General features: G+C 33.6%; 22 protein-coding genes, 1 tRNA gene and 2 pseudogenes. 5 read left to right on the top strand and 20 right to left on the bottom strand.

Going from position 1 to position 25,656, the window contains the following annotated elements; genetic code table 11:
• Nucleotides 1-108: 108 nt before the first annotated feature.
• Nucleotides 109-514: pseudogene (locus ACPWTF_RS08410) on the bottom strand (septal ring lytic transglycosylase RlpA family protein).
• Nucleotides 515-742: 228 nt separating this feature from the next.
• Between ACPWTF_RS08410 and ACPWTF_RS08405 the strand changes: the two are divergent.
• Complete coding sequence (locus ACPWTF_RS08405) at nucleotides 743-2,914, top strand: hypothetical protein (protein WP_427875129.1); 2,172 nt, start codon at nucleotides 743-745, stop codon at nucleotides 2,912-2,914.
• 304 nt (nucleotides 2,915-3,218) lie between these two features.
• Here ACPWTF_RS08405 and ACPWTF_RS08400 read toward each other — a convergent pair whose 3' ends face one another.
• The 4 genes from ACPWTF_RS08400 to ACPWTF_RS08385 form a co-directional block, all read right to left on the bottom strand.
• Complete coding sequence (locus tag ACPWTF_RS08400; protein ID WP_427875128.1) at nucleotides 3,219-3,470, bottom strand: GIY-YIG nuclease family protein; 252 nt, start codon at nucleotides 3,468-3,470, stop codon at nucleotides 3,219-3,221.
• A gap of 121 nt (nucleotides 3,471-3,591) precedes the next feature.
• A complete protein-coding gene (locus ACPWTF_RS08395; RefSeq protein ID WP_427875127.1) occupies nucleotides 3,592-3,843 on the bottom strand; it encodes a GIY-YIG nuclease family protein in 252 nt (83 codons plus the stop codon).
• 120 nt (nucleotides 3,844-3,963) lie between these two features.
• Nucleotides 3,964-4,215, bottom strand: a complete 252-nt coding sequence (locus ACPWTF_RS08390; RefSeq protein ID WP_427875127.1) for a GIY-YIG nuclease family protein — start codon at nucleotides 4,213-4,215, stop codon at nucleotides 3,964-3,966.
• A 54-nt stretch (nucleotides 4,216-4,269) separates the two neighbouring features.
• Nucleotides 4,270-4,344, bottom strand: a tRNA-Pro gene (locus tag ACPWTF_RS08385).
• 176 nt (nucleotides 4,345-4,520) lie between these two features.
• Here ACPWTF_RS08385 and trxB point away from each other — a divergent pair.
• Nucleotides 4,521-5,469 (top strand): annotated as a pseudogene (gene trxB / locus ACPWTF_RS08380) (thioredoxin-disulfide reductase).
• A 126-nt stretch (nucleotides 5,470-5,595) separates the two neighbouring features.
• Here the strand turns inward: trxB and ACPWTF_RS08375 are convergent.
• The 6 genes from ACPWTF_RS08375 to ACPWTF_RS08350 all read right to left on the bottom strand — a co-directional run bounded on the left by ACPWTF_RS08375 (nucleotide 5,596) and on the right by ACPWTF_RS08350 (nucleotide 9,960).
• Nucleotides 5,596-6,456, bottom strand: coding sequence for a GIN domain-containing protein (locus ACPWTF_RS08375; RefSeq protein WP_427875126.1), 861 nt, complete (start codon nucleotides 6,454-6,456; stop codon nucleotides 5,596-5,598).
• Between the two features lie 83 nt (nucleotides 6,457-6,539).
• On the bottom strand, nucleotides 6,540-7,274 hold the full coding sequence (locus tag ACPWTF_RS08370) for a head GIN domain-containing protein (RefSeq protein ID WP_427875125.1): 735 nt from the start codon (nucleotides 7,272-7,274) through the stop codon (nucleotides 6,540-6,542).
• A gap of 3 nt (nucleotides 7,275-7,277) precedes the next feature.
• The gene (locus tag ACPWTF_RS08365; RefSeq protein ID WP_427875123.1) at nucleotides 7,278-9,041 is read right to left on the bottom strand and encodes a PspC domain-containing protein; all 1,764 of its coding nucleotides are present in this window, start codon (nucleotides 9,039-9,041) and stop codon (nucleotides 7,278-7,280) included.
• 3 nt (nucleotides 9,042-9,044) lie between these two features.
• On the bottom strand, nucleotides 9,045-9,377 hold the full coding sequence (locus ACPWTF_RS08360; protein WP_008464689.1) for a PadR family transcriptional regulator: 333 nt from the start codon (nucleotides 9,375-9,377) through the stop codon (nucleotides 9,045-9,047).
• Nucleotides 9,378-9,503: 126 nt separating this feature from the next.
• Nucleotides 9,504-9,578, bottom strand: coding sequence for a DUF4870 domain-containing protein (locus tag ACPWTF_RS08355; RefSeq protein ID WP_427875743.1), 75 nt, complete (start codon nucleotides 9,576-9,578; stop codon nucleotides 9,504-9,506).
• Nucleotides 9,579-9,588: 10 nt separating this feature from the next.
• Nucleotides 9,589-9,960, bottom strand: a complete 372-nt coding sequence (locus ACPWTF_RS08350) for a DUF4870 domain-containing protein (RefSeq protein ID WP_427875122.1) — start codon at nucleotides 9,958-9,960, stop codon at nucleotides 9,589-9,591.
• A gap of 255 nt (nucleotides 9,961-10,215) precedes the next feature.
• Between ACPWTF_RS08350 and ACPWTF_RS08345 the strand changes: the two genes are divergently transcribed.
• Entirely contained in the window at nucleotides 10,216-10,668 is a 453-nt protein-coding gene (locus ACPWTF_RS08345) for a DUF4442 domain-containing protein (protein ID WP_427875121.1), read from the top strand.
• Between the two features lie 407 nt (nucleotides 10,669-11,075).
• On the opposite strand, the gene ACPWTF_RS08340 is transcribed toward ACPWTF_RS08345, so the two are convergent.
• From ACPWTF_RS08340 to ACPWTF_RS08300, 9 genes are all read right to left on the bottom strand, one after another.
• The gene (locus ACPWTF_RS08340; protein WP_427875120.1) at nucleotides 11,076-11,762 is read right to left on the bottom strand and encodes a hypothetical protein; all 687 of its coding nucleotides are present in this window, start codon (nucleotides 11,760-11,762) and stop codon (nucleotides 11,076-11,078) included.
• 19 nt (nucleotides 11,763-11,781) lie between these two features.
• Entirely contained in the window at nucleotides 11,782-12,447 is a 666-nt protein-coding gene (locus ACPWTF_RS08335; RefSeq protein ID WP_427875119.1) for a hypothetical protein, read from the bottom strand.
• Between the two features lie 3 nt (nucleotides 12,448-12,450).
• Nucleotides 12,451-12,873 (bottom strand): hypothetical protein, encoded by a 423-nt coding sequence (locus ACPWTF_RS08330; RefSeq protein WP_427875118.1) that lies wholly within the window; start codon nucleotides 12,871-12,873, stop codon nucleotides 12,451-12,453.
• A 94-nt stretch (nucleotides 12,874-12,967) separates the two neighbouring features.
• Nucleotides 12,968-15,211 (bottom strand): multicopper oxidase family protein, encoded by a 2,244-nt coding sequence (locus ACPWTF_RS08325; RefSeq protein WP_427875117.1) that lies wholly within the window; start codon nucleotides 15,209-15,211, stop codon nucleotides 12,968-12,970.
• 3 nt (nucleotides 15,212-15,214) lie between these two features.
• Nucleotides 15,215-17,755 (bottom strand): heavy metal translocating P-type ATPase, encoded by a 2,541-nt coding sequence (locus ACPWTF_RS08320; RefSeq protein ID WP_427875116.1) that lies wholly within the window; start codon nucleotides 17,753-17,755, stop codon nucleotides 15,215-15,217.
• A 299-nt stretch (nucleotides 17,756-18,054) separates the two neighbouring features.
• Nucleotides 18,055-18,615 carry an AraC family transcriptional regulator gene (locus ACPWTF_RS08315; RefSeq protein WP_320493126.1) on the bottom strand — a complete coding sequence of 187 codons (561 nt, stop codon included), beginning with the start codon at nucleotides 18,613-18,615 and terminating at the stop codon, nucleotides 18,055-18,057.
• Nucleotides 18,616-18,617: 2 nt separating this feature from the next.
• The gene (locus ACPWTF_RS08310; RefSeq protein WP_427875115.1) at nucleotides 18,618-19,148 is read right to left on the bottom strand and encodes a DUF3347 domain-containing protein; all 531 of its coding nucleotides are present in this window, start codon (nucleotides 19,146-19,148) and stop codon (nucleotides 18,618-18,620) included.
• Nucleotides 19,149-19,246: 98 nt separating this feature from the next.
• Nucleotides 19,247-19,606, bottom strand: coding sequence for a hypothetical protein (locus tag ACPWTF_RS08305; protein ID WP_427875114.1), 360 nt, complete (start codon nucleotides 19,604-19,606; stop codon nucleotides 19,247-19,249).
• Between the two features lie 71 nt (nucleotides 19,607-19,677).
• Complete coding sequence (locus ACPWTF_RS08300) at nucleotides 19,678-20,511, bottom strand: AraC family transcriptional regulator (protein WP_427875113.1); 834 nt, start codon at nucleotides 20,509-20,511, stop codon at nucleotides 19,678-19,680.
• Nucleotides 20,512-20,614: 103 nt separating this feature from the next.
• Here ACPWTF_RS08300 and ACPWTF_RS08295 point away from each other — a divergent pair, with 103 nt between their 5' ends.
• Complete coding sequence (locus ACPWTF_RS08295) at nucleotides 20,615-21,781, top strand: MFS transporter (RefSeq protein WP_427875111.1); 1,167 nt, start codon at nucleotides 20,615-20,617, stop codon at nucleotides 21,779-21,781.
• 627 nt (nucleotides 21,782-22,408) lie between these two features.
• Entirely contained in the window at nucleotides 22,409-25,654 is a 3,246-nt protein-coding gene (locus ACPWTF_RS08290; protein ID WP_427875110.1) for a SusC/RagA family TonB-linked outer membrane protein, read from the top strand.
• Nucleotides 25,655-25,656: the final 2 nt, after the last annotated feature.

The following is a 25,656-nucleotide window of genomic DNA, read 5'->3' as shown; positions in this document are numbered from 1 at the left end:
CAAAATAATTTTAGTTATAAATAAAATTATTAATAAGTTTTTAGGATAATTTAGTGCTATTCTTGCCTCAAAAAGACAAGAATCTAATTTTGGTGTGAGAAAATCTTTTTATTTTAAAATCTCGATAGTGACATAAACTAAGCCACTTTTTTTATTAGATGCAATATCCATAAAAGCTCTTTTGCTGAGATCAATTTCTCTTCCGTTAACAAAAAGTTCCTCGATCTGTAATTTCTACGATTGTGAATTTATTGTTTGCCTCGTTTGTTATTTTTAGTATTGTGCCAAAAGGGAATTTTTTATGTGCAGCAGTTAGCTCATTGTTATTGAATCTTTTTCCGCTCGCTGTTTTTCTTCCATTAAATTTATCATGATAATAAGAAGCGTGGGCATTTTTTTTATATAAGACACTTTCTTTTGCTAATGAACATGAATCTATTGAAATGATGTTTTTTTCTTGCGCGATTATAGCAGTAGAAAAAACTAAAGCAATAAATAATAGAATCTTTTTCATTTTGTTTTCTTTTTTTATTTGGGGGCAAAAAAAAGCTATTAAAGAAAAAGAGATGTCTTGGATAGGGCATATTTGTGTTATAAAAAGACAAAATTTGCAGGTTTTGTAGTGTTTTTGATAAGAAAATTGCGTTCAAAAACGGACTCGAAGGTTGAGGATTATTGCTATTTTGGGCTTTCTTAAAATTACAATTATTACAATCTATCAAACCACAAAATGAACATTCTTATGAGTAAAAAAGCAATTTCATTATTTACAGCATTTGCATTTATGCTGCTATTATGCAGTTTTACTTCGTCATTTTCGAATAACGAAAAAACAGAAGGAAATAAAAAAATTGGACGCAAAATTGTTTACAGCAAAAAGAAACATAGTATTACATTATCATGGTCGGCTTTTGGTTCTTCTGGAAATTATATAATTACTAGAGGAGGCAGCCGTTTGGCATCTGATTTTGTTTCAGTAGGATCAACTTCTAAATTGACATTTACCGATATTAAGCCTAATGTAGCTAAATATGAGAATTACTATAAAGTTACTCGAAATGATGTTACCATTATAATTTCACTCGAAAATCAGATTTTCGGAGATAATGTATATTTCTATGATAGAAAACATGAAAAAGCTGAAACAGCCCGAAATGAAATTAATGCACAATTTAGCAGTATCGGTTTAGGCGGTGCCAATGGAGAGTGGACAACAAAACGACAAGCTTATTATTTTAAACCAAATGTGAATGGACAAACCTACGATGTTGGCGGATCGGGTTCTGCATCGTCTGCAACATCTAATGCTATCGAATTAGGGTTTTATTCTCATATTGGAGGTTTAGGAAAAGTGCCTTCAGACGTTAAATTGGGAGCAATATTTACAAGACCTCATCTTTCGGGTGGAGCAAATGCGACTTGTACATTTTGGCGTTCCGTTGAAAATGTACAAGTAATGCGTGATTTTTCATGGACGGTTTCTCAGTCAACTAGCGCCAGAAGATTGCTGATTGAAAATACTTCAAAGTATATTTCGGATATAGGAGACACTAATTTTTGGGGCAGCGGAGGTTTTATTGCAGATGCTCATTATACAACTTCAAGACCAAACTGGGGTGGACAGCAACAGTGGTATACTAGAAATACAGTTTTTCCTTCCGGTTCTGAGGCTATGGGAGGATCGTATAATATGGTTTGGCAGGGTTGTGTAAATCCTCCAAAAGCAGATGATAGTAATTCTCCAATTTCGACAACTCCTATTATACGAGAAAAACCTTTTCTTTTTATTGATAGTGATGGGGAATACAAAGTATTTGTTCCGGCATGGCAAAGGGATAGAGTAGGAGTTTCTTGGTCGGCAACAGATATAGGAAAAGGTGAAATTCAAGATTTGATTGCAAATTGGTATGTGGCTAAAGAAGGAGATACCGATGTAGAAATTAATGCTGCATTGAAAGCGGGGAAAAATATATTTTTCACTCCAGGACATTATGCTTTAAATGCTCCGATTCAGGTAAACAGAAAAGATGCCATACTTCTGGGGGCTGGTATTGCTTCTGTGACACTAGAGCCAACAGAAAAAAATAGCTGGGGATGTATTTATGCTGATGATAAAGACGGAATTATCATTGCTGGACTCTTAATGGATTCATCAAATAGTACGACATACCAAGTTAGAGTTGGTAATGAAGGGTCAAATGCAAACCATAGTGCAGATCCTATTTTACTTAGTGATATTACTTGCCGAGTGGGCGGGGTTCAGTCAAAAAATATTCAGATTCAGGCTTCTATGCAGTTAAATAGTAACAATGTTGTAGGAGATCATTTCTGGTTGTGGCGTGCCGATCATGGTTCGCAGAAAGGTGGTGACGCACGTTGGAAAAGAGACAGATGTAAAAACGGACTTATTGTAGCGGGAAATGATGTGACGCTTTATGCCTTGTTTGTAGAACATTATCAGGAATATGAAGTTTTTTGGTTAGGAGAGCGTGGTAGAACTTTCTTCTTTCAAAACGAACCGCCATACGATGCACCAAATCAAGCAAGTTGGAGCAGTCAAGGAGGAAGAGTCGATGGTTATGCTGCGTTTAAAGTAGCAAATTCGGTAAAAGAACATCACACTATCGGAATGGGATCTTATGCGGTTTTTACGGGAACAGATGGAAATGTGAATAAGAAGAATGGTTTTGAAGCGCCTAATAATCCAAATGTGAAATTGGAGAAAATGTGTATTACTCGTTTTGCAGGTTCAGGAAATATTCAGAATGTTATTAATGGTACTGGCAGAAGCACGGCAACTGGTGTAAAACGTGTGGCATCATATAATAATGGAGAAGGCGTACAGCCTTTTGATGAAGAATTTACTTTGCCTAGTAAAGAATCTTATCCTTCTTATATAAGTATGGAGAAATAGTAAGAACGATTTTTTTTTCGCCACGAATTCACGAATTATTTTTTCAAATCTTCGCGATTATTTATTCGAATTAATTCGAATAATATTAGATAAAGTATTTAAAAAGAAAATTCGTGAATTCGTGGCCAATACTATTTATTTCGTTTCTAGTATGTTTAGGAAATAGCTGATAAAGGCGCAAAGTTTTTTATTTGAGTTTATTGCAAAAAAAAGTCTTTTCAATTTGAAAAGACTTTTGTCGGGGTGGCAGGATTCGAACCTGCGGCCTTCCCGCTTTAAGGCGGGACGCGATAACCGGGCTACGCTACAAATGATATATGAAATCTATGTCTTGTAGGTGTCTTTTTGCACCACGTTTTTTTATTTTAGTTTCTAAAATCATCGCTTCAGATCTTGAGTCAAGTTGAATTGTATAAATGATTTTCCAAGGGACGCCGTTTTTTGTAGACAAGGATTGTCCGTTATTGTGTCTTTTAAGTCTGTCTTCTATATCATTAGTTTGACCAATGTAGAACTTTTCTTTTTTAGTGCTGTAAAGAATATAAACGAAAAACATAAAGTTTAAAATTTTAAGAAAAACAAAAAAGCCGAACATTTCTGTTCGGCTTTTGTCGGGGTGGCAGGATTCGAACCTGTGGCCTTCCCGCTTTAAGGCGGGACGCGATAACCGGGCTACGCTACAAATGATATATGAAATCTATGTCTTGTAGGTATCTTTTTGCACCACGTTTTTTTATTTTAGTTTCTAAAATCATCGCTTCAGATCTTGAGTCAAGTTGAATTGTATAAATGATTTTCCAAGGGACGCCGTTTTTTGTAGACAAGGATTGTCCGTTATTGTGTCTTTTAAGTCTGTCTTCTATATCATTAGTTTGACCAATGTAGAACTTTTCTTTTTTAGCGCTGTAAAGAATATAAACGAAAAACATAAAGTGTAAAATTTTAAGAAAAACAAAAAGCCGAACATTTCTGTTCGGCTTTTGTCGGGGTGGCAGGATTCGAACCTGCGGCCTTCCCGCTTTAAGGCGGGACGCGATAACCGGGCTACGCTACAAATGATATATGAAATCTATGTCTTGTAGGTATCTTTTTGCACCACGTTTTTTTATTTTAGTTTCTAAAATCATCGCTTCAGATCTTGAGTCAAGTTGAATTGTATAAATGATTTTCCAAGGGACGCCGTTTTTTGTAGACAAGGATTGTCCGTTATTGTGTCTTTTAAGTCTGTCTTCTATATCATTAGTTTGACCAATGTAGAACTTTTCTTTTTTAGCGCTGTAAAGAATATAAACGAAAAACATAAAGTGTAAAATTTTAAGAAAAACAAAAAGCCGAACATTTCTGTTCGGCTTTTGTCGGGGTGGCAGGATTCGAACCTGCGGCCTCCTGCTCCCAAAGCAGGCGCGATAACCGGGCTACGCTACACCCCGAAGATGTAATTTTGTTGTAGTGCCCGAAAGCGGATGCAAAGATATAAATAAATTTGATTTGTAAAAGAAAAAAATGAAAATAAATAAAACTTATTTCCACATAGCTATTTCAGATTTATTTTAGACGTTATTTTTTATAATAAAGTTTACATTTGCAACTCAAAAATACTATTACTATGTCAAATACAATCGAAAAAATTAAATGCCTTATTATAGGTTCTGGTCATGCAGGTTACACTGCGGCTATTTATGCGGCTAGAGCTAACATGAATCCAGTATTATATCAAGGAATGCAGCCTGGTGGTCAATTGACAACGACTAATGAGGTTGAAAACTTTCCTGGTTATGTTGATGGAGTAACAGTGACCTGAAATGATGATTCAGTTACAAGATCAAGCAAAACGTTTTGGTGCAGACATTCGTGACGGATGGGCAACAAAAGTTGATTTTTCTGGAGATATTCATAAAGTTTGGATTAACGATACAATCGAATTGCACTGTGAAACCGTAATTATTTCTACAGGTGCTTCGGCTAAATATTTAGGATTGCCATCAGAACAGCACTATTTAAATATGGGTGGTGGAGTTTCTGCTTGTGCAGTTTGCGACGGATTCTTCTACAGAAACCAAGATGTTGTTATTGTTGGAGCAGGAGATTCTGCTTGCGAAGAAGCACATTACTTATCTAAACTTTGTAAAAAAGTAACGATGTTGGTTAGAAGCGAGAAATTCAGAGCTTCTAAAATCATGGAAGAGCGTGTTCGTAAAACTGAAAATATCGAGATTTTAATGAATCATGATACAGTTGAAGTTTTAGGAGACAACAATGTTGTTCATGCTATTAAAGCTTTAAACAAAACAACTGGCGAAACAATCGAAATTCCTGCAACTGGTTTCTTCGTAGCAATAGGACATAAACCAAATACAGATATTTTTAAAGATTATATCACTCTTGACGAAACTGGTTATATCGTAAATACACCAGGAACATCTAGAACAAATGTAGATGGTGTTTTCGTAGCTGGTGATGCTGCAGATAATGTATACCGTCAGGCAATTACGGCTGCGGGTACAGGTTGTATGGCTGCTTTGGATGCTGAAAGATATTTGGCTTCAAAGGAGTAAGTTAAAAAAGTTTCAAGTTTCAGGTTTCAAGTTGTTGGAACTTTGAAATTTTTGTAATAAAAAATCCCAGTCTAAAATTTTAGACTGGGATTTTTCTTTTTCATTATATTTTAAACTTTAAAGAGTTTACAATGTCGTTGATTTTGCTTTTGTTGCGCCTGGCTTTTTAATCAGTTTTGCTTCTTCGCTAAAGCGCGTAAGGTCTATTTTTGGATTGCCATATAATGAGATTTCAGATTTGTCTCCAGCTGCTATTGCAATAGTAGTATCTGCTAAAATAGTAGCAACGGCAGAACCTTCAGTGGTAACATTTGCATCTTTCAAAGTAAATTTTGTTCCTGTAAAAACAGAATTATTGTCTAATCTAATAGTTGCTTTTTCGGCAATGCCTTCAATTGCAGCAGTTGCTCTTTGATACAAATCACATTTAAATTTTACAGCAGAAACCAATGTTTTAACCACGGCATTTTTACTCAATTGTAAATTTCCGTCTTCGGCTTTTAAGTTTAACTCTGTTTTAGATTTATCATCGGCAATTAGAGTAAATCTCTTTGCATTTACATTCAGATACAATTTAGAATAATCAACGCAATTCATCGTAATATCATCTAATTGCAATTCCTGAATAGCATAAACAATAGCTTCATTTTTTGTGATTACTTTATTTAATGATTTAGTATAAGTAACCTTAACAGATAATTTCTTGAATATAGAAGATTCTTTATTGGTATATAATCGAAGTGTTTTTTCTCTTAAATCCATTCCAATGATATCGTGAAGATTGTCATCGGCTTCAATTTTAATTTCGTTTTTTTCTCCTTGTTCCAAATAAACTTCAATATTATCATCGACTTCAAGGGCATCAAAACTTCCAACTTCTTTTACTGAGGTTGTCACAATTTTAGAACCTTTAATTTTTTCTCTTTTTTGAGCGAAAGTCAGTGTCGTAACAAATAATAATAGGAGCAGGGCTGTACTTTTTTTCATTAATTCTAGATTTGATTTTGACAAATATAAAAAAATCATCCACTTTTGATGAATGATTTCGTTTATATTTAACAGTTGCTTTTTTAGCTTTTATTTACACTCCCTCCAGATGTTGCAGATTTTTCAATAGTTTTTGGAGTGCCGCTATAGTTAATATTTCCTCCACTAGAAGCATCTGCTTTTAAGCTTAAGATTGGTTTTACAGAAACTGTTCCTCCGCTAGAAGCATCTGCCTGAACCTCATTAGCCATTAACTTTTCGGCATCAATACTTCCTCCGCTTGAAACAGAAGTAGTAAGGCTTAATGCTTTACCTTCAATATCTACAGAACTTCCGCTTCCAGCATCTATTGCAATTCTATCCGATTCGATTTTAACATCCATCGAAGCTGCGCTTGAAGCTTCTAAAGTAATGTCTTCGCCCTGAACAAGTCCTTCAGTTTCAACACTTGAAGCACTTGAAGCTTCAATTTTATGAACAACAGGCATTTTTACCGTTACTTTTTTTGATGTAATGTTGCGGAAAGAGCTGTATTTGCATTCTATAATAAGTGTTCCGTTTTCTACTTTAGTAACAATTTCTTTTTGAAGATTATCATCAGCTTCAACGGTAATTTCTGTAGCATCAGACTGTACAATAACCAAATCGATAGTATTGCTTACAGAGATGTTTTTAAACTCTCCTTGAACGGTTCTTTTTTCTGTTGTAACATTACCGCTTCCTTCAATTGCATTCATGTTAAAATTACACGAAGCAAACAATAAAGCAGTTATAGTTATGATTATAAATTTCGTAATATGAATGATTATTTTTATCATGGTTTAGTTAATTTTGATTATTACTCCGTTTTTATCAGTGGTTAGTCTTCCTTTAGTTTTCTTTCCGTTAATAACTTCTTTTCCGTTAATTTTAACCGAAACTTCTCTTACCGTATCATTGGCTTCAATTTGAGCATCATTAATGGCATTATTAACTTCTTCGTTTATATTCTCGTAGTCCGTTTCATCATTGTCATTATCCTCATCAGCAGGACAGTTTAAACATTTTACTTTAGACCCGATAACTTTGTAATTGTAATCTCCGTTGTAATTTAATTCAAAGAAATTGTCATCTGAGTTATAGTAATCTCTTATAGAAGAATCTGGTTTAACTAATTGCCCTTCTGGTAAGTAAAGATAGATGTCAACTTCTTGACCTCTAAATTTATTTTTTACATCTGTCAGAAAATAGTTATCCAAAATTAAATGATTTCCGTTAACTTGAAACTTATAATCGATTTTTTCTGCTCTTTTTTTAGCATTTGTAAAAGAGTTTCCTCTTGCACTTTTTTCAATCTGCATAAACGGAGCTGATTCGTCTGTGTGTAATACGTGTATACGTACATCATTAGAATAAATCAGTTCTTTATTTGCAGAATCTTGTACAAACTCAAATTCTCTATAGTGGTTCAAGCTTTTTGTGTAATAATCATTGTACTTGAACTTAATATATAAAGTATCAGTAGGTTTGATTGCCAGAGCTTTTTTCTCTACTACTTTATTATCGTATGAAATTTCAGTTGCCTGTTTGATTCCAATACTAGTAAGAATTGCGATAGAAATAATCCAAAGAGCTAAAAGCGTATATTTTGTGATGTTTCCGATTGATTTTAAATTTGGAGATAACAGTTTAAATCCTAAAAGAGTCAAGAAGAAAAACGGAATTCCAACTGCAAAGAACATTAACAATCCGAATGACCAAAGTGGGTATTCTGTAAAGTTTCCAGCTTCAATAAAATTCTGCCAAGGGAAATCGATGAAAATATTGGTTCCTAAAGTAAAAACTCCAATTAATAACATGATTAAGGTAGAAATCCCTGAGATAATTAGAATTACGCCTAAAAATTTAGCAAAGATTTTAAAAACCGTCATGACAAAGTCTCCAAATGAACTACTTATTCTCCCAGCTCCCGACTTTACCTGGTTTCCCATTTTATCATAATCCGCATTTTTGAATTTCTCAGAAAGCGAATCAATTTCTTCTCGAACTTTTTTTTCGATATTAGAAATGGTTACTGGCTCTCCCGTCATTTCTAATTTTTCAGATGTTGTAACAGCTTCTGGAGTTACAATCCATAGAACGAAATAAGCTAAAATTCCAGTTCCAAAACCTGCAAAAACAAAGATTAAGAATATGATTTTGATCCAAACGGCGTCAATTCCGAAATAATGTCCTAAACCTGTCGCTACACCGCCAATCATACCATTTTCTTTGTCACGATATAATTTTTTGTGTTTTCTTGCACTGTAGTTATTAAAAGATTGATTTGCATTTTCTTCGTCTTCAATTCTATAATCTTCTGGTTGACCCATTACCGCAATCACTTCGTCAACATCTTTCAGTCCAACAACATGTTTTTCGCTTTTTTGTTTTTCTGTCAACAATTCAGAAACACGCATTTCGATATCTTTAATAATTTCGTCTTGTCCAGATGAGTTGTTAAGTGATCGTTTTATAGCGTCAAAGTAGCGTGTCAATTTTAAGTATGCATCTTCATCGATGTGAAAAAACATCCCGCCTAAGTTAATATTTACTGTTTTGTTCATGACTTATTGATTTTGATTGGTGATTAGATTTACGGCGTCAGATAATTCTGTCCAGGTGCCGCTAAGTTCGTTTAAAAAAGTTTGTCCTATCTCAGTTAACCCATAATATTTTCGTGGTGGCCCAGAGGTCGATTCTTCCCAGCGATAATTAAGTAAACCGTCATTTTTTAATCTAGTTAACAACGGGTAAACGGTTCCTTCTACAACTAGTAATTTTGCGTTTTTTAAAGTGTCTAATATTTCAGATGTATATGCGTCTTTTTCTTTTAGAACTGATAAGATGCAAAACTCAAGAACACCTTTGCGCATCTGTGCTTTTGTGTTTTCAATGTTCATAATTTCATTTTGTTTTTTTTTGATTGAACAATTCGTTTTTTGATTGATGATAATTTGATTGATGATTGATTGCGAAACTTATTTGATTTGATTGATGTTTCGACTATAACTTTTAATTTTTTAGTGTCACTTTATAAAAGGAATCGTAAGCGGATATTTGTATAATTCTCCGTTTGAAGCTTTTATTGAAGCATAGATCACTAAAAAGAATTCAACGAATTTTAAAACTCCAAAAACTGACCACAGCGGTAATTCCAACACTTAAAAGTCCAATGTTTGCTTGAAAGTTAAAGTTTCTAATTACAAAATCGTCGTCATTAAAAACAGCTTCTAACGGAAGATTCTGCAAAAAAACAGTAACGAAAATCGGAATAGCAATAAGTGCTAAGATCAAACTGTAAAGCAAAATGCTTAACTGAAAATTTAAAGCTTGTTTTCCGTGATGATCTGCAAATTCAGACTTGTCTTTATAGTTTGTCCAAATGATTAGCGGAAAAATATAGTTCCCAAACGGAATTATATATTGGCTTAAAGTACTCAAATGAGTAAATGATGCGGTATTCTTTTCTGATGTTTTTTCCATGATGAGTGGTGTTGTTGTTTCCATGATTAAAAGTATATAGTAATTTCTTATGCAAATATATGTCTAAAAGAAAGTATCTTGTTTTGCATAGTACCAAATATTAACAAAAAATTAACAAATTTAAAATCCAGAAATAACCTTTAAAAGACTGAAAATCATCGAAAATCCGCGTCTTTATTGGGTTCCTTTTGATATGTGAATAATTTATTGTGCATGCATAGTTTTTTTGTATTTTTACAAGAAAAAACAAATCATATGGCACTTTCGGTCTCAAAACTTAACAAATTCGTCTTATTCAAATTACCTTCTGCATACTTTTGTGGTGTGCGTGTAAAAGCAATTGATAGTGATAGTTGCATTGTAAGTGTCAAGCATCGCTGGATCAATCAGAATCCGTTTAACTCCATGTATTTTGCTGTTCAGGCAATGGCGGCAGAGTTGACAACAGGGGCTTTGGTTATTTCTCAAATTCAGGAAAGCGGTCGAAAAATCTCTATGTTGGTTGCCAATAATAAAGGAAACTTCACTAAAAAAGCAACGGGAAGAATCACATTTGTTTGCAACGACGGACATTTAATTGCTGAAGCGATTCAAAGAACTATTGAAACTGGAGAAGGGCAGACGTTCTGGATGAAATCTATTGGAACAAACGAAGAAGGAGTTCAGGTTTCTGAAATGGATTTTGAATGGAGTATTCGAGTTAAATAGTTTTTTTGCCGCGAATTCACGAATTACAATTTAAGAACTTTGTCAAAGTTTTAAACTGTGACAAAGTTTCGCAACAGTATAAAAAAAGGCCTCAAATATTTTTGAGGCCTTTCTTATAAAATTAGCATTTCAATTATTTTTTAACGCAACAAGACTTTTTATCTTTTTTCTCAGTTGAGGTTTTTTTGCAACAAGATTCCTTTTTTGCTTTTTTTTTTGTTGCAGGTTTTGTTTCCTGAGCCATTACACCGATCGAAAATAAAGCACTGTTACTACCGTGATAACTTTTGTCATTTTTAAATGTTTTTTAGTGTTAGAGATTATAATTGGTAAATCAAATGTAAATTGATTTTATATCTGTAAGAATAGTTTGATTGTTAATTTTTTGATAAAAGTGGATTAAAACATTAAAAGCCATAAGCAACTTTACGCTCTTTATATTGACCTTTTTCTATAACCCAAGCCAATTCATAACTTCCGGCACCATCGCTATTGCTTGAAGAAATATATAAAATGTTAGAGTCTTTGTCATAATTTATTTGAGTTCTAAAAAGATTCGGTTCAAATAAATCCTCGAAAGCATTTTTAGGAAGTTCAATAGTTTGAGATCCTATGGTTATCGTTATGGATTTAAAAGTTGTTTTAGGAATTCCGCCGTCAGTTCCCCAAAAATGCTTCCCGTTAATCTTTTCTACGATCGATTTGCTGTCTTTAAAATAGCTGAGTTTTGCAGTGTTTGATTGGAAATTTTTACTTTCAATACTAATAGTAATATCAGCTTTTTGGAAAACAACTTTCGTTTTAGTTTCCTTTACTAACGGAATTTTCTCGAAATCTGATAAATACTTAACTCTATCTTTGTATAAATAACCACTTAAATCTTTGTTGTTTTTAGAATAATCTATATTGATCCAATTGTTTACTGGTTCAAAGCAATAGACAACAAAATCATTGTTTAGCTTATCTGAAATGTTATTTCCTTTTGAAGCTTCTGTTCTAATATTTACATATCCATCGTTATCTTTTATTACAGCAAATTGGGCAAAGGAAGTGTAACCAATTAATAATATAAGGGTAAGTTGTATAAATTTCATTTGTTTTTAAAATCATTTTTTAGACAATCCAAGCATCTTCTATTGTATCCACGACCCATTTGTTTTTTACTTTTTTAATGAAAATTCGATAACCATATCCGCACATACCGCCACATTCAATTCCTGCAGTGAGAATGCCATATTTTTTTTCATCATCAAATTGAATTCTGCTTAAACTAATAACTCCTCTTATAGAATAACAGCATTCATTGTAAAATCTTCGGTCATTTCCACGTGGTATTCTTGGAACGTAATGAAGCTTAAAAGCTTGATATGAATCTAATCTTTTTCTATTAAACTTATAATTGAGAGTATCTAAAGTATTGTTTTCTGAAATTACGGCATCTTTAAAGTGGTCTTGAAGTTTTTTAGAATTGTTTCTTACAACTGTTTTATCCAAAAAAACAAGATCAACTGGAAATTTCTTTTTTTTAAATTCTGCTAGCTCTTTATTGAATCGCTTGTTTGATTCATTTCGTCGATTCAGTTTATATTCTGATGGATCTACTCCTGGCGGTGGAGGCGGGACATAAGTTAGCACAGCATTTACCCAAATAGAATCAATTAGTGCAGGATAAACTTTATACATTACGTCTTTTTCAAATTTCAAATTAGATTCTCTATTATTACAACCTGCTAAGATTATTAGTGAAATAAAAAGTAATGTAAAATAGATTTTTCTCATATTTTAGTTAAAAAAATTGTCGTCAATTTCAATGTTTAAAGATTTCATAATCATGCCTTTATAATTTTCTTTTAGTAATTTATGCATTGTTTGTTGTGATTTGAAAACGATCTTATAGTTATCATTTTCAATTTCAATGCTTTTAATAGATTTGCTAATTTCACTAATATTTTCATCGTTCCATCGTCCTCTTCCAAAATAAATATAGCCTTCTTTTTCTTCAGGATTATGAGGGACTAAATTAAAAACAATTGAATCTCCTTTTTTCATTTCATCCAATTGATCGTTTTTCATTTTCGGATTTATTATCAATTTTACTTTGACATTACTTTCTCCGTTATTAGTAAACAAAATACCCTGTGATGGATCACAGCTTGTTAAAGTTATTCCAAGGATTAGGAGAAGCAAAAAAGATGTTTTCCTCATGATTATTGATTTTAAGAAAACTAAGATAAAATTTATTTCATTACTTAGAATTCTTTTCAATGAACTTAAATCACTTACATTGTGAAAAATTAAATTAATAATTCAAATTAACCCCAAATCCAATTCCCATGTCGCTGTCATAATGCGTCGTAATTCCGAAGTTTCTGGCAACGATATATTTCAATCCCGCCATATATTCTTTATCCGTATTCCACATTAAATTCATTCGAAGTCTTTGCGAAAGCGGAATATCTTTTCGTTCAAATTGTAAACGAACATTTCCATCCGTATAAACTTCAACTTGTGCTTTTATAAGCATTGGTAAAGTATATTCAAGACCTGCACTAAAAACCGAACGATTGTCTTTGGTATTTTTCTGCCCGAAAAGATTTTGTTCCTGTTCGTCCATTCCCATTTTTCGGTATCGCCAGTCAAAACCAATAAAAGGCATTAGCCACTGATTTTTTCCAATATAACGTCCAATATGAGTTTCAGTTTCATAACCGTGTTTGTCATTATAACCCAATCTCCATTCGGTTCCAACGCTCCAGCGTGTGTTGCTAAACATGGCTTCACCATCATTTCCATTAGTAGCAAAATCATTTTCAGCCATAAAATGAAACATGCGATCGTCCATTTTTAGCATTTTGTAAGCCATTTCTGGATGATGAATCAATGGATTTGGAGCTGAATTTTCGTAACTAAAAATTCTTCCCATTCCAGCCATCATGTGGTATAAAATATGACAGTGAAAAAACCAGTCGCCGTCGGCATTTGCCTGAAATTCGATGGTGTCGGTTTCCATTGGCATAATATCAATGACATTTTTCAATGGAGCATAATCGCCGTGTTCGTTTAAAATTCTAAAATCATGTCCGTGTAAATGCATTGGGTGTCGCATCATCGAACCATTGTATAAAACGATGCGAACGTTTTCTCCCTTTTTAATTAAAATTTTATCGGTTTCGGAAACCACTTTATTATCCAAACTCCAAACATAACGATTCATATTTCCAGATAAAGTGAAACGCAATTCTTTTACAGGCGCCTCTTTCGGAAGATTGGTTTTGAATGGCGATTTTAGCATTCCATAATTCAAAGTCACGATTTCAGAAGTTTCAGTACTATCACTTTCCATTTTCATTTCTTCCATATTATGATTCGAATGATCCATTTTTGGTTTTGCACTTTCATCTTCACCCGAAATTTCAGGATACATTACGGCATTCATGTCCATTTTGTTCAGAGACATATTCATGCCCATATCGTTCATTTCGCCATTCATTTTCATCATGTCGTTCATCATTTTCATCCCTTCAAAATATTTTAATTTCGAAAGATGATGAACGGGCTGTTTTTCTCCATTTCCTAAAAACAAAGATGCAGATCCCGTTCTGTCTTCGGCTGTAGCCAAAAAAGCAAAAGATTTATTATTTTCTGGAATGGTCACTACAACATCATACGTTTCAGAAACGGCAATAATCAAACGATCGACTTCTACAGGTTCAACATCATTTCCGTCACTAGCTACAACGGTGATTTTTCCTCCACCATAAGTCAGCCAGAAATAACTGGAAGCACCTCCGTTTGCAATTCGCAATCTTACTTTTGAACCTGGTTTAAGATCAGAAAACTGTTGTTCATTTTGACCATTAATGAGAAACTTTTCATAATAGACATCGCTGACATCCATCGCGTTCATTCTTTTCCATTCGTTGGTCACTTTGGTAGAAAAATGTCCTTGTTTTAGAGCTTCGGCATAACTTTGAGTCGTTCCTTTTTTAATTGCGAACCAATCGTTGGCATTGTGTAACATTCGCTGAATATTCTCTGGTTTCAAATCCGACCATTCGCTTAAAATAACTGGAATTGTTGGTAAATCGTCAATTCCCTTTCTGATCGTTGAATCGTCTTTTTTCTTATTGATGATAAAAAGGCCGTATAAACCAATTTGTTCCTGTAAACCAGAATGACTATGATACCAATACGTTCCGTTCTGAATAATCGGAAAGGTATATTTATGAGTAGTTCCAGGTTCAATCGGCATTTGGGTTAAATACGGAACACCATCTTCTTTATTAGGTAAAAACAATCCGTGCCAATGCATTGAAGTTGTTTCTTTTTTTAATTCGTTATGAACGTAAATTTCTGCAATATCACCTTCGGTAAAAGTTAGAGTCGGCATCGGAATTTGTCCATTAACGGAAATCGCGCGTTTTTCTTTACCCGAAAAATTGACAATCGTATCACGAACATGTAAATCGTAACGCACTACTTTTTGTGCGCTTAGTTGAAAAACAATTAAAAAAAGTACAAGTATATATTTGATATTAGTCATAAATTATAATTTTAGATTTCTCAATCGCAAAGCGTTTACAATTACTGAGACAGAACTCAAACTCATGGCAACAGCAGCCAACATCGGCGAAAGCAAGATTCCTAAAAACGGATATAAAATCCCCGCTGCAATTGGCACGCCCAAAGTATTGTAGATAAAAGCAAAAAATAAATTCTGTTTAATATTTGACATTACGGCATGGCTGAGGTTTTTAGCTTTTACAATTCCGTTTAAATCGCCTTTTACCAAAGTTATTTTAGCACTTTCTATCGCCACATCGGTTCCAGTTCCCATTGCAATTCCGATATTCGATTGCGCCAAAGCTGGCGCATCATTGATTCCGTCACCTGCCATTGCTACAATTTTTCCTTGTGCTTGAAGACGTTCGATTTCTTTTAGTTTATCTTCTGGAAGACAATCTGCTTTAAAGGAACTCAGATGCAAATGTTCAGCAACAGCTTTTGCGGTATTATGATTATCGCCCGTCATCATGATAACCTCAACACCTTGAGCGATTAATTCTTTAATGGCTTTTGCACTGTTTTCTTTGATAGCATCAGTAATGGCAACATAACCTAAAACAACATTTTCAAGTGCGATGTATGAAATAGTTTTTCCTAAATTTTGTTCGGCAATAACTTTTTGTTCTAAATCATCAGAAACAGAAGAGCCTATTTCTCCCATTAATTTTTTATTTCCTAGAGCTACTTTTTTGCCTTCGATAGTTCCTGTAACTCCTTTTCCTGCAATAGTTTCAAAACCCTGAACTTCTTTAAATGAACTATTTTTTGCTTTCGCGAAATTAACGACAGCTTGCGCCAAAGGATGTTCACTATGCTGATTTAAAGAGGCAATGTTTTGAAGCAGAAAATCTTCCTCATTATTAATTGAATATATTTTTTCGACAGATGGTTTTCCTTCGGTAATTGTTCCTGTTTTATCGGTTATCAAAACATCAATTTTATTCATGTTTTCCAATGCTTCGGCATTTTTAATCAGGATTCCGTTTTGTGCTCCTTTTCCAACCCCAACCATAACCGACATTGGCGTTGCTAATCCGAGTGCGCAAGGGCAAGCAATAATTAAAACGGCAATCGCATTAATTAATCCGTAAACGTAAGCGGGTTCTGGACCAAATTTTGCCCAAAGAAAGAATGTTAAAATTGAAATGATCACAACTGTCGGCACAAAATATTTAGAAACGCGATCGGCTAATTTCTGAATTGGGGCACGAGATCTGCTGGCATCATTTACCATTTGAATAATTTGCGACAACATGGTTTCTGATCCTACTTTTTCAGCAATCATCACAAATGATTTGGTACCGTTTATAGTCCCAGAAATAACGGCATCGCCCATTTTTTTATCAACCGGAATTGGTTCTCCCGTAATCATAGATTCGTCGATGCTACTTTCGCCAGAAGTTATTTTTCCGTCAACCGGAATTTTCTCTCCTGGTTTTACACGAAGTAAATCTCCTTTTTTAATATTATGAATAGAGATTACTTTATCTACTCCGTTCTCAACCAAAGTGGCTTCAGTTGGTGCTAATTTTAATAATTCTTTTATTGCTCCATTTGTTTGTCCATGAGCTTTAGCTTCCAACAATTGTCCTAATAAAACTAAAGTGATAATTACGGTCGCAGCTTCAAAATATAAATGAATGGTTCCGTGATGTGATTTGAATTCCGATGGAAAAATATCTGGGAAAAACATTCCGACAATACTAAATAGGAACGCAACACTGGTTCCGATTCCAATCAAAGTAAACATGTTTAAATTCCAAGTCACAATAGATTTGTAAGCACGAACAAAAAACATCCATCCTGAGTAAAATAAAACGGGAATCGAAAATAAAAGCTGAACCCAATTCCATTTTTCGATAGACATTATATTGTAAAGCGGATTATTCGGAATCATTTCTGACATCGAGATGATGAAAATAGGAAGCGTAAACAGAATCGCGATTTTCATCTTCTTCAATAAATCAGAATAGGTTTTGTTTTCTTCACTTTCTGAAGCTTGCATCGGAACTAAATCCATTCCGCAGATCGGACAATCGCCAGGTTCGCTTGAAATGATTTCGGGATGCATTGGACAAGTAAATTGTGTTGCGGTTATGGCAACTTGCGGTACTAAATCCATTCCGCAGACTGGGCAGTCTCCGGGTTTGTTGTATGTTTTGTCACCTTCGCAATGCATTGGACAATAATAAACGCCATTTGCACTGTGCTGGTGTACTTTTTTAGTTTCTGTTTTATGATGATTGTGATCGTGATGCTCTTTTTTGTGACTAGAACAGCAAGATTTAACGGTAGTTTCTCCATGATTTTTTGGAGAATCCATTTCAATAGTATATTTTCCAGCTGCAGATAAAACTTCCTGAAACTTTTCAGTAGGAACGTGCTTATCCATCGTTATGGTAGCCGTTGGAGGATTTAAAGTTACTTCCGCCTGAACGCCTTCAACTTCATTTAAAGTTTTTTCTACTTTGGTTCGGCATCCGTTGCAAGACATTCCTGAAATTATATATTGATGAGTCATTCTATTGGTTTTTAAGTATTACAATGCAAATTTCCGAAGTATCTATGAGTTCGATTTGTATAATTTTGGGAATGATTTGTAAGATTTACTAAATTTTATTTAAACGCAAAGAGCGCAAGGATTTTTGCTATGCTGGATTTTATATAAAAACGCAAAGTTCGCAAAGCTTTACGCATAAAAAGTTAGCCACAGATTAAAAAGATTAACACAGATTTTAAAATCCTTCTAATCCTTTTAATCTGTGGCTAAAAAATTTGTGTGCTTTGCGTAAATCTCTGCGTTCTTTGCGTTTAAATCAACTATATATTCTCGATCTGAATACGCATTTTATCTTTTGATTGCTTGAAAGAAGTAGGAGTAAAGCCTGTAATTTTTTTAAATTGATTACTCAAATGAGCTACATTACTGTAGTTGAGAATATCGGCGATTTCGCTTAACGAAAGCTCATTGTAAATCAATAATTCTTTTACTTTTTCAATTTTCTGGCTGATGAAATACTTTTCAATCGTGGTATTTTCAATTTCTGAAAACAAATTGCTAAGCGAATTATAATCCTGATTTAAGTTTTCTGCCAAATAATCAGATAAGTTAATTTTAAGTTCGTTGTTTTTATGATGCACTAAATCGACAATCAGATTTTTTATTCTTTCGACGGTTTTTGTTTTTTTATCGTCAATTAAATCAAAACCTAAAACTTGAAGATTTTCTAATAGAACTTCTTTTTGCTCGTCGCTGATTTCTTTTTCCAGTTCGACTTCACCCAACTCAACAGAAATAGTAGGAAGTCCGAGTTTTTCGAACTCAGACTTCACTACCATTTTGCATCGGCTGCACACCATATTTTTGATGTAAAGCTTCATATTTATTTGATCGTTTCTACCACATTTCCGCAAGTCAACATAGAAGAACCGTAATACGGATTTTTAACTGCTTTTTCTTTGCTCAACCAATCAGCATCTGCCATTGGGCAATATTGTTTGTAGATTGTTTGTTCTGGATTAGAAACTTTTATAAGGTCGTAAGTGCTTTTAGATAAAGATTTAAAAGTCTCACGTTGTTTTTTAAGATCTGTTGTTGCTGAAATACTTTTAGCATCGGCAGTTAGTTTTTTAACCACTTTCATCCAAACCGTATGTTCGTTGCTCTTTAGTTTGTCCATTTTTACCGCAGTAATCGCTGTCAGTAAGTCTTTGGCTTTTGCCGAAGTTAATTTGCTGTCACTTTTAATAAGTGCATCTTTTACAGTAAAATAAGCATCGTAAACAGATTGAAGCTGACTCGCATCAACGATTTCTGTTGTTCCCGATTCTACTTTTGCTGTATTTGCTTGAATGTTATTGGCACTAAATAATACGGTAAGTACTGTTGCTAAAGCTATGATTGATTTTTTCATTGTATATAATATTTAGGTAAAGGATTTTATTTCCTTTAAAATTAATTAAAAATTTAGTTTTAAAAAAGACCCAATATGGGCTGTCATCAATACGATAATTATATTTTCGGCTTGAGCCAAATAGAAGTAAATCCAGAAGAAATGGTAGACTTACTGTAAGATGAAATAGTGTTTTTTAAAGAAAAATTGAAAACATCATTTTGTAAATCAAGATCATTTGAAGTTAAAATAACAAATTGCAATGCAGAAGTTGTACAGCCAGAATGACGGCATTTTCCGTCACAATTGTGTTTTTCCTGTTTTGAAGTTTTCTTTTCGCAGCATTTTTTAGAACAGCTGTTTTCTTCTTTAGAAGTCATTTCTTTATGATGCACCATATTGCATGCGTAGGTATAACTCGGGTTCAAAAAGAAACTGAGTGTAATAAAAAGCATTATTATATGGATTTTCTTTTTCAAAGAAATTGTTTTTTAGAAATACAAATTTAGTTAAAAATGTGTGCAGAAATTACTTTTTAAGATTTCGATAACTACAGTTTCTTAAAATCGGTTGGTTTCATGTTTTTTCGCTTTTTAAAATAATTCGTCAAATGACTTTCATCTGTAAAACCAAATTCGTAGGCAATCTGTTTTATTGGCAATTGATTGTTATGAAATCTTTTTTCGATTAAAGTAGTTCTTAAATTATGAATGTATTCGCGATAACTGATGCTGAAAGTTCTTTTGAAATAAGCACTAAAATAGGTTTGAGCAATATTAAAATGATCCGCAATTACTTTTACTTGAACCAGTTTGGGCTGATAAATATTCTGATGAATGTAATTCGCAATTTGTTCGCTATCCAAATGAGTCGATTTCATCTGTAAATTCATGCCTCGAATTGTTTCTTTAATTAAACCAAAGAGAGAAAGAATCTGATAGAAAACAATAGGAGATGAGGTAACATCTATATAATGCCCATATGTTACAATGTTTTCAACTGTGTTTTTTAGAATCGTTTTGCAAGGTTCATCAAATTTCAAAACCGTTTCTTTTAGGATTTTATCCCGCATGAATCTTTCGGGAGTATTTACTAAAAATTCATCGCAAGTAAGATTTTGTTTGGAGTTGAAATAATTATCAGTGAATTTGATAAAAATGAATCGGGTACTTTTCTTTATATCAAAATAATGTTCGTCGTCTGGCGAAATAACAAATAGATCTCCAGCTTTATACGGAAGCAGATTGTTATTGAGGTGATGAATTCCGCTTCCTTTCTTTATATAGATGATTTCATAATACGTATGCGTATGTGGAGGGAGATGAAACTTCTCTTCTTCAAATTCATCCAGAACAAGCGTTTTAAACTGATTTAATTTAGGCATAACTTAAATATACAATTTTATGTCACAAATTTACAATTTTTTTTAAGGCTAACGGTGTTAATTTTGCCTCGTAGAAATCTATTCCTTTCTACAGTAAATCAAAATGAAAAAAAGTCTTATTGCGCTCTCTTTAGGAGGGTTAACTATTGGTATTACAGAATTTGTAATGATGGGATTGCTCCCAGATATTGCTTCAGATATGAAAGTTTCAATCCCAGTTGCCGGATATTTAATTTCATCTTATGCACTTGGAGTTGTTATTGGAGCGCCTTTGTTAGTAATCGCAGGAAGAAATTATGCACCTAAAAAAATGCTTTTAATTTTAGCTTTAATGTTGGCCGTTTTTAACGCATTGTCCATTATTGCTCCCGATTATAATATTTTATTTGCATCTAGATTTTTATCTGGATTACCGCATGGAGCATTTTTTGGAGTGGGAGCAGTAGTCGCAAGCCGTTTGGCAGATAAAGGAAAAGAAGCGCAGGCAATCTCTATAATGTTTGCTGGTTTAACTATTGCCAACTTAATAGGTGTGCCAATTGGAACTTATATAGGTCATCATTTTATTTGGCGTTATACTTTTGTATTAATTGCTATTGTTGGATTATTGACTTTTTTGGCAATTTATCTTTGGATGCCAAATCTTGAAAAAGGAGAAAGTGTAAATATGAAAACACAACTTCAGTTCTTTAAGAAAACAGAAGCTTGGCTAATTATCGGAATTACCGCAATTGGTTTTGGAGGCTTGTTTGCTTGGATCAGTTATATTGCTCCTTTATTAATTAATGTGTCTAAATTTTCACCAGAAGATGTTTCGTCTATCCTGATTTTAGCAGGACTAGGAATGGTAGTTGGTAATTTTGTGGGAGGTAAATTGGCAGATCGTTTTTCGCCAGCACCAACGACATTAGCTTTATTATTAGTAATGTCTTTAGATTTAACTCTAGTTTACTTTTTCTCATTCAATCAATATGTATCGCTGTTTCTTACTTTTTTGACCGGAGCTATTTCATTCTCGGTTATTGCGCCAATTCAAATGCTTATGATTCGTACAGCAAAAGGAGCAGAAATGATTGCTTCGGCATCACTTCAAGGAAGTTTTAATATTGGTAATGCTTTAGGCGCTTTCCTTGGTGGATTACCTTTGGCTGCGGGATTCAGTTATTCGTCTCCAAATCTTATTGGAGTTGTTATGTCGGTAATCGGAATGATTATTACATTCATATTGATGAGATTACATCAGAAACAAGTTCAGTTACAGCCTGTATAACTTTAAAATATTCATTTTTCTTAGCCCTTAACTTTTGTTTAAGGGCTTTTTTTGTGCCTTAAACGAATTGATTAAAGCTTAAACTCTTCTTCGGGTTTATTCATTAGACGCTTCTAGTCAGAAAATACACTTTAAAATATAGCTCTTCTTTCTCGCTGTTCTAATTTTTTTTAGGATCTCTTTAACTTTTTAAGTGTAAAATTAACACCTAATAATTTCGTAATTAATATTCATGTAATCGATTGTTTTTTTTGCAAAAATAGAATCAAATAAACGATTAATAATAATATTTTTAATATTTTAAGTTGGTATAAATTATACATCCCACATAAAAAAGCAATAAAATTTTTAAAATGTAATTTTTTTTATGAAATTTTTGGGAAATTTTATTTTTCGTTTGAAAAAAATATCTATGTTTGTGTAATCGATTACAACTTTTTTTTGATTGTTCGAAATCGATTAAGTAAAAAGATGGGAAATAGAGCAGAAACAAAGCTTTAGTGAGGAGGTAGATAAATTACTGTTAAAATAAAACCACAAAAATTAACTATAAAATGAATTGAAAGTAACCACAAAAAACCACTTAAACCAAAAAGAAAAAACTTTTAATAACTTAAACAATCAACCATGAACTTTAAAGAACTATTAAACAAAGGAGCAAATTTTTGCTTTAAACTTGTTTTCTTACTGTGCTTATTGATCGGTAGTCAAGTACACGCGCAGGGCACAACGATAGAGGGAACCGTGAAGGATGCTGCGGGACTTTCTCTTCCTGGGGTAAACGTCTTAGAAAAAGGAACTAAGAACGGAACTTCTACCGATTTTGACGGGCATTACAAAATAAAACTAACCAATCCGAAAGCAGTATTAAGTTTTTCTTTTATAGGATTCAAAAACATTGACATTTCTGCTGAGGGAAAAACGAAAGTTAACGCAACGATGTCTGAAGATTCTAACAACTTAAATGAAGTTGTTGTAATCGGATACGGAACAGCTAAGAAATCTGATTTAACTGGTGCAGTTTCTACTATTTCTGGTGCAGATTTGAAAAAAGTGCCGGTAGCCAATGTTGCTGAAGCTTTAACGGGTAGAATTGCCGGTGTGCAGGTAACTGCAGCAGAGGGTTCTCCAGATGCTGATATTAAAATTAGAGTTCGTGGAGGAGGTTCACTTACTCAAGACGCTTCGCCTTTAATTATTGTAGATGGATTCCCTATCAATAATATGAATGATATTTCTTCATCTGATATTGAAACAATGACCGTTTTAAAAGATGCGGCTTCAACTGCAATCTACGGATCACGTGGTGCAAATGGGGTAATTCTTATTACGACAAAAAGCGGAAAAGATGGAAAAATGGCCGTAAACTTTAATATGTTTTATGGTATGAAAACGATGGCGAATAAAATTGATGTTTTATCTCCAGAGGATTATACGAAATGGCAATATGAATATGCCTTGCTTTCGCAAAGCGGAACTAAAGTACCTTCTAATCCAGATAGCTATACAAAGTATTTTGGAAATTGGCAAGATCACGATATGTACCAAGGTTTAAAAGGGGATGATTGGCAAGAGCAAATTTTTGGACGCACAGGAGAAGTTCAAAGTCGTGATTTGGGAATTAGAGGTGGAACGGATAAGCTTAATTATAATTTTAATTATGCTCATTACGATGAAAAAGCTATCATGGTAGGCTCAAACTACAAAAGAAATAACTTAGCATTAGCTTTAAAAAGTAAACTAAATGATAAAATTGATGTTGCTTTTACAATGCGTTATTCAGATACAGAGATTGATGGTGGCGGGGTAAATGAGCAAAATGAGAAATCTTCGTCAGATTCTCGTATGCGTACTGTTGTGGGTTATGCACCACTTCCAGTACCAGGTCTAACTTCAGAAGATGTGAGTGGAGATGGAACAGATATGTTAATAAATCCTTTTACTTCTATTTCGGATAATAATGCTCAGCAGTTTCGTAAAAACTTTAATATGTTAGGAAGTTTTGGATGGGAGATCGTAGATAATTTAAAACTGAAAGTAGATTTAGGTCTAGATAATTCTAATAACACAGATTATCGTTTTTATGGTCAATCAACTTATTATGTAAATAATTCGCCAACAGCTGTATTACAAGGTTTGCCTGCAATGATTATGTCAGATGGTAAACAGAAACGCTTTAGAAATGCTAATACGTTAAATTACGACTTCAAAAAAATAATGGGAGAAGATCATCATTTGACAGCTCTTATAGGGGAGGAAAGTATTACATATAGCACCAATACTGTAACGAGTACGATACATGGATATCCTAGCTTTTTTGATTTTGAAAAAGCAAAAACTCTAACTACACAAGGTACTCCTCAAGCGGTAGATAATTATTATAGCCCTGATGACAGATTATTATCTTTCTTCGGACGTGCAAATTATGATTATAAAAACCGTTATATCCTATCGGCTACATTTCGTGCAGATGGATTTAGTAAATTTTTAGGGGCGAACCGTTGGGGATATTTCCCAGCTTTTGCAGCAGGATGGAAAATGTCAGAAGAAAATTGGCTAAAAAATAAAACTTGGTTAAGCCTTTTAAAATTAAGAGCAAGTTATGGTGAGGCAGGTAATAACAATATACCTGTTGGGCAGCAAATTCAAATTTTTCAATCAACACCAACAACATGGATTAACGGCGTTACTAGTGTTTGGGCACCTTCTAAAACAATGCCTAATCCTGACTTGAAATGGGAAACAACAGTTACTCAAAATATTGGTTTAGATTTTGCATTTTTCAAAAATCGCTTAAGTGGTAATTTTGATATCTATAAAAATCTAACGAACGACTTATTGCTTAATTTTCCAGTTTCAGGAGTTGGATATGATTTTCAATATCGTAACATGGGACAAAATCAAAATAAAGGTTTCGAGGCTACTATAAACGTTGTTGCAATTGAAAAAGCGAAATATGGATTGAATTTTTCATTCAATATGGCAGTAAACAAAAATCGTGTTAACTCATTGGGTATTATGAATGACTTTGGACAACCTACAGGATGGGCTTCTTCTCAAATTGGAGATGATTATCTTATCGCAGTTGGTTCTTCGTTAGGAAGTATGTACGGCTACAAAAATGATGGAAGATATGAAGTTTCAGACTTTGATTATGTTGCAGGAAAGTATGTTTTGAAAACTGGAGTAGTTAATACTTCTACTTCTCTAGTAGGAGACGGAAGTGGTCTTAAGCCTGGAGATATGAAATTAAAAGATATTAACGGAGATGGTAAAGTAGATATAAACGATAAAACCGTTATTGGTAATGTTAATCCTAAAAGTACAGGAGGTTTTGTGATTAATGGTAATGCTTATGGTTTCGATTTAATGGCAGCTTTTAACTGGAGTATTGGTAATGAGGTATATAATGCCGATAAAATTGAATTTTCTACAGCTACAGCTTCAGGAAGATATAAAAATTTAAATTCTACTATGGCTGATGGTCAAAGATGGACTAATTTAGATCCAGCAACAGGTCAATTAGTAACAGATAATCCTGAAGCTTTAGCGGCGCTTAACGCTAATACAACGATGTGGTCTCCATATATGAGACAAGCTATCTTTACTGATTGGGCAGTTGAAGATGCATCTTTTTTAAGATTGAATACTTTAACATTAGGGTATTCAATGCCTGAGATGTTTACATCTAAACTTGGAGTTTCTAAATTGAGATTTTACTTGACAGGAAGCAATGTTTTTGTTTGGACTAATTATTCGGGTTCAGATCCGGAAGTTTCAACAAAAAGAAAAACTCCACTTACTCCTGGGGTTGATTCAAGTCCTTATCCAAGAAGCAGACAGATGATTTTTGGAATGAATCTTAATTTCTAATT

It is taken from the genome of Flavobacterium sp. MMS24-S5, assembly GCF_050320125.1.
Lineage (GTDB): Bacteria > Bacteroidota > Bacteroidia > Flavobacteriales > Flavobacteriaceae > Flavobacterium > Flavobacterium tyrosinilyticum.
This window is presented reverse-complemented; position numbering and strand designations above follow the sequence as displayed.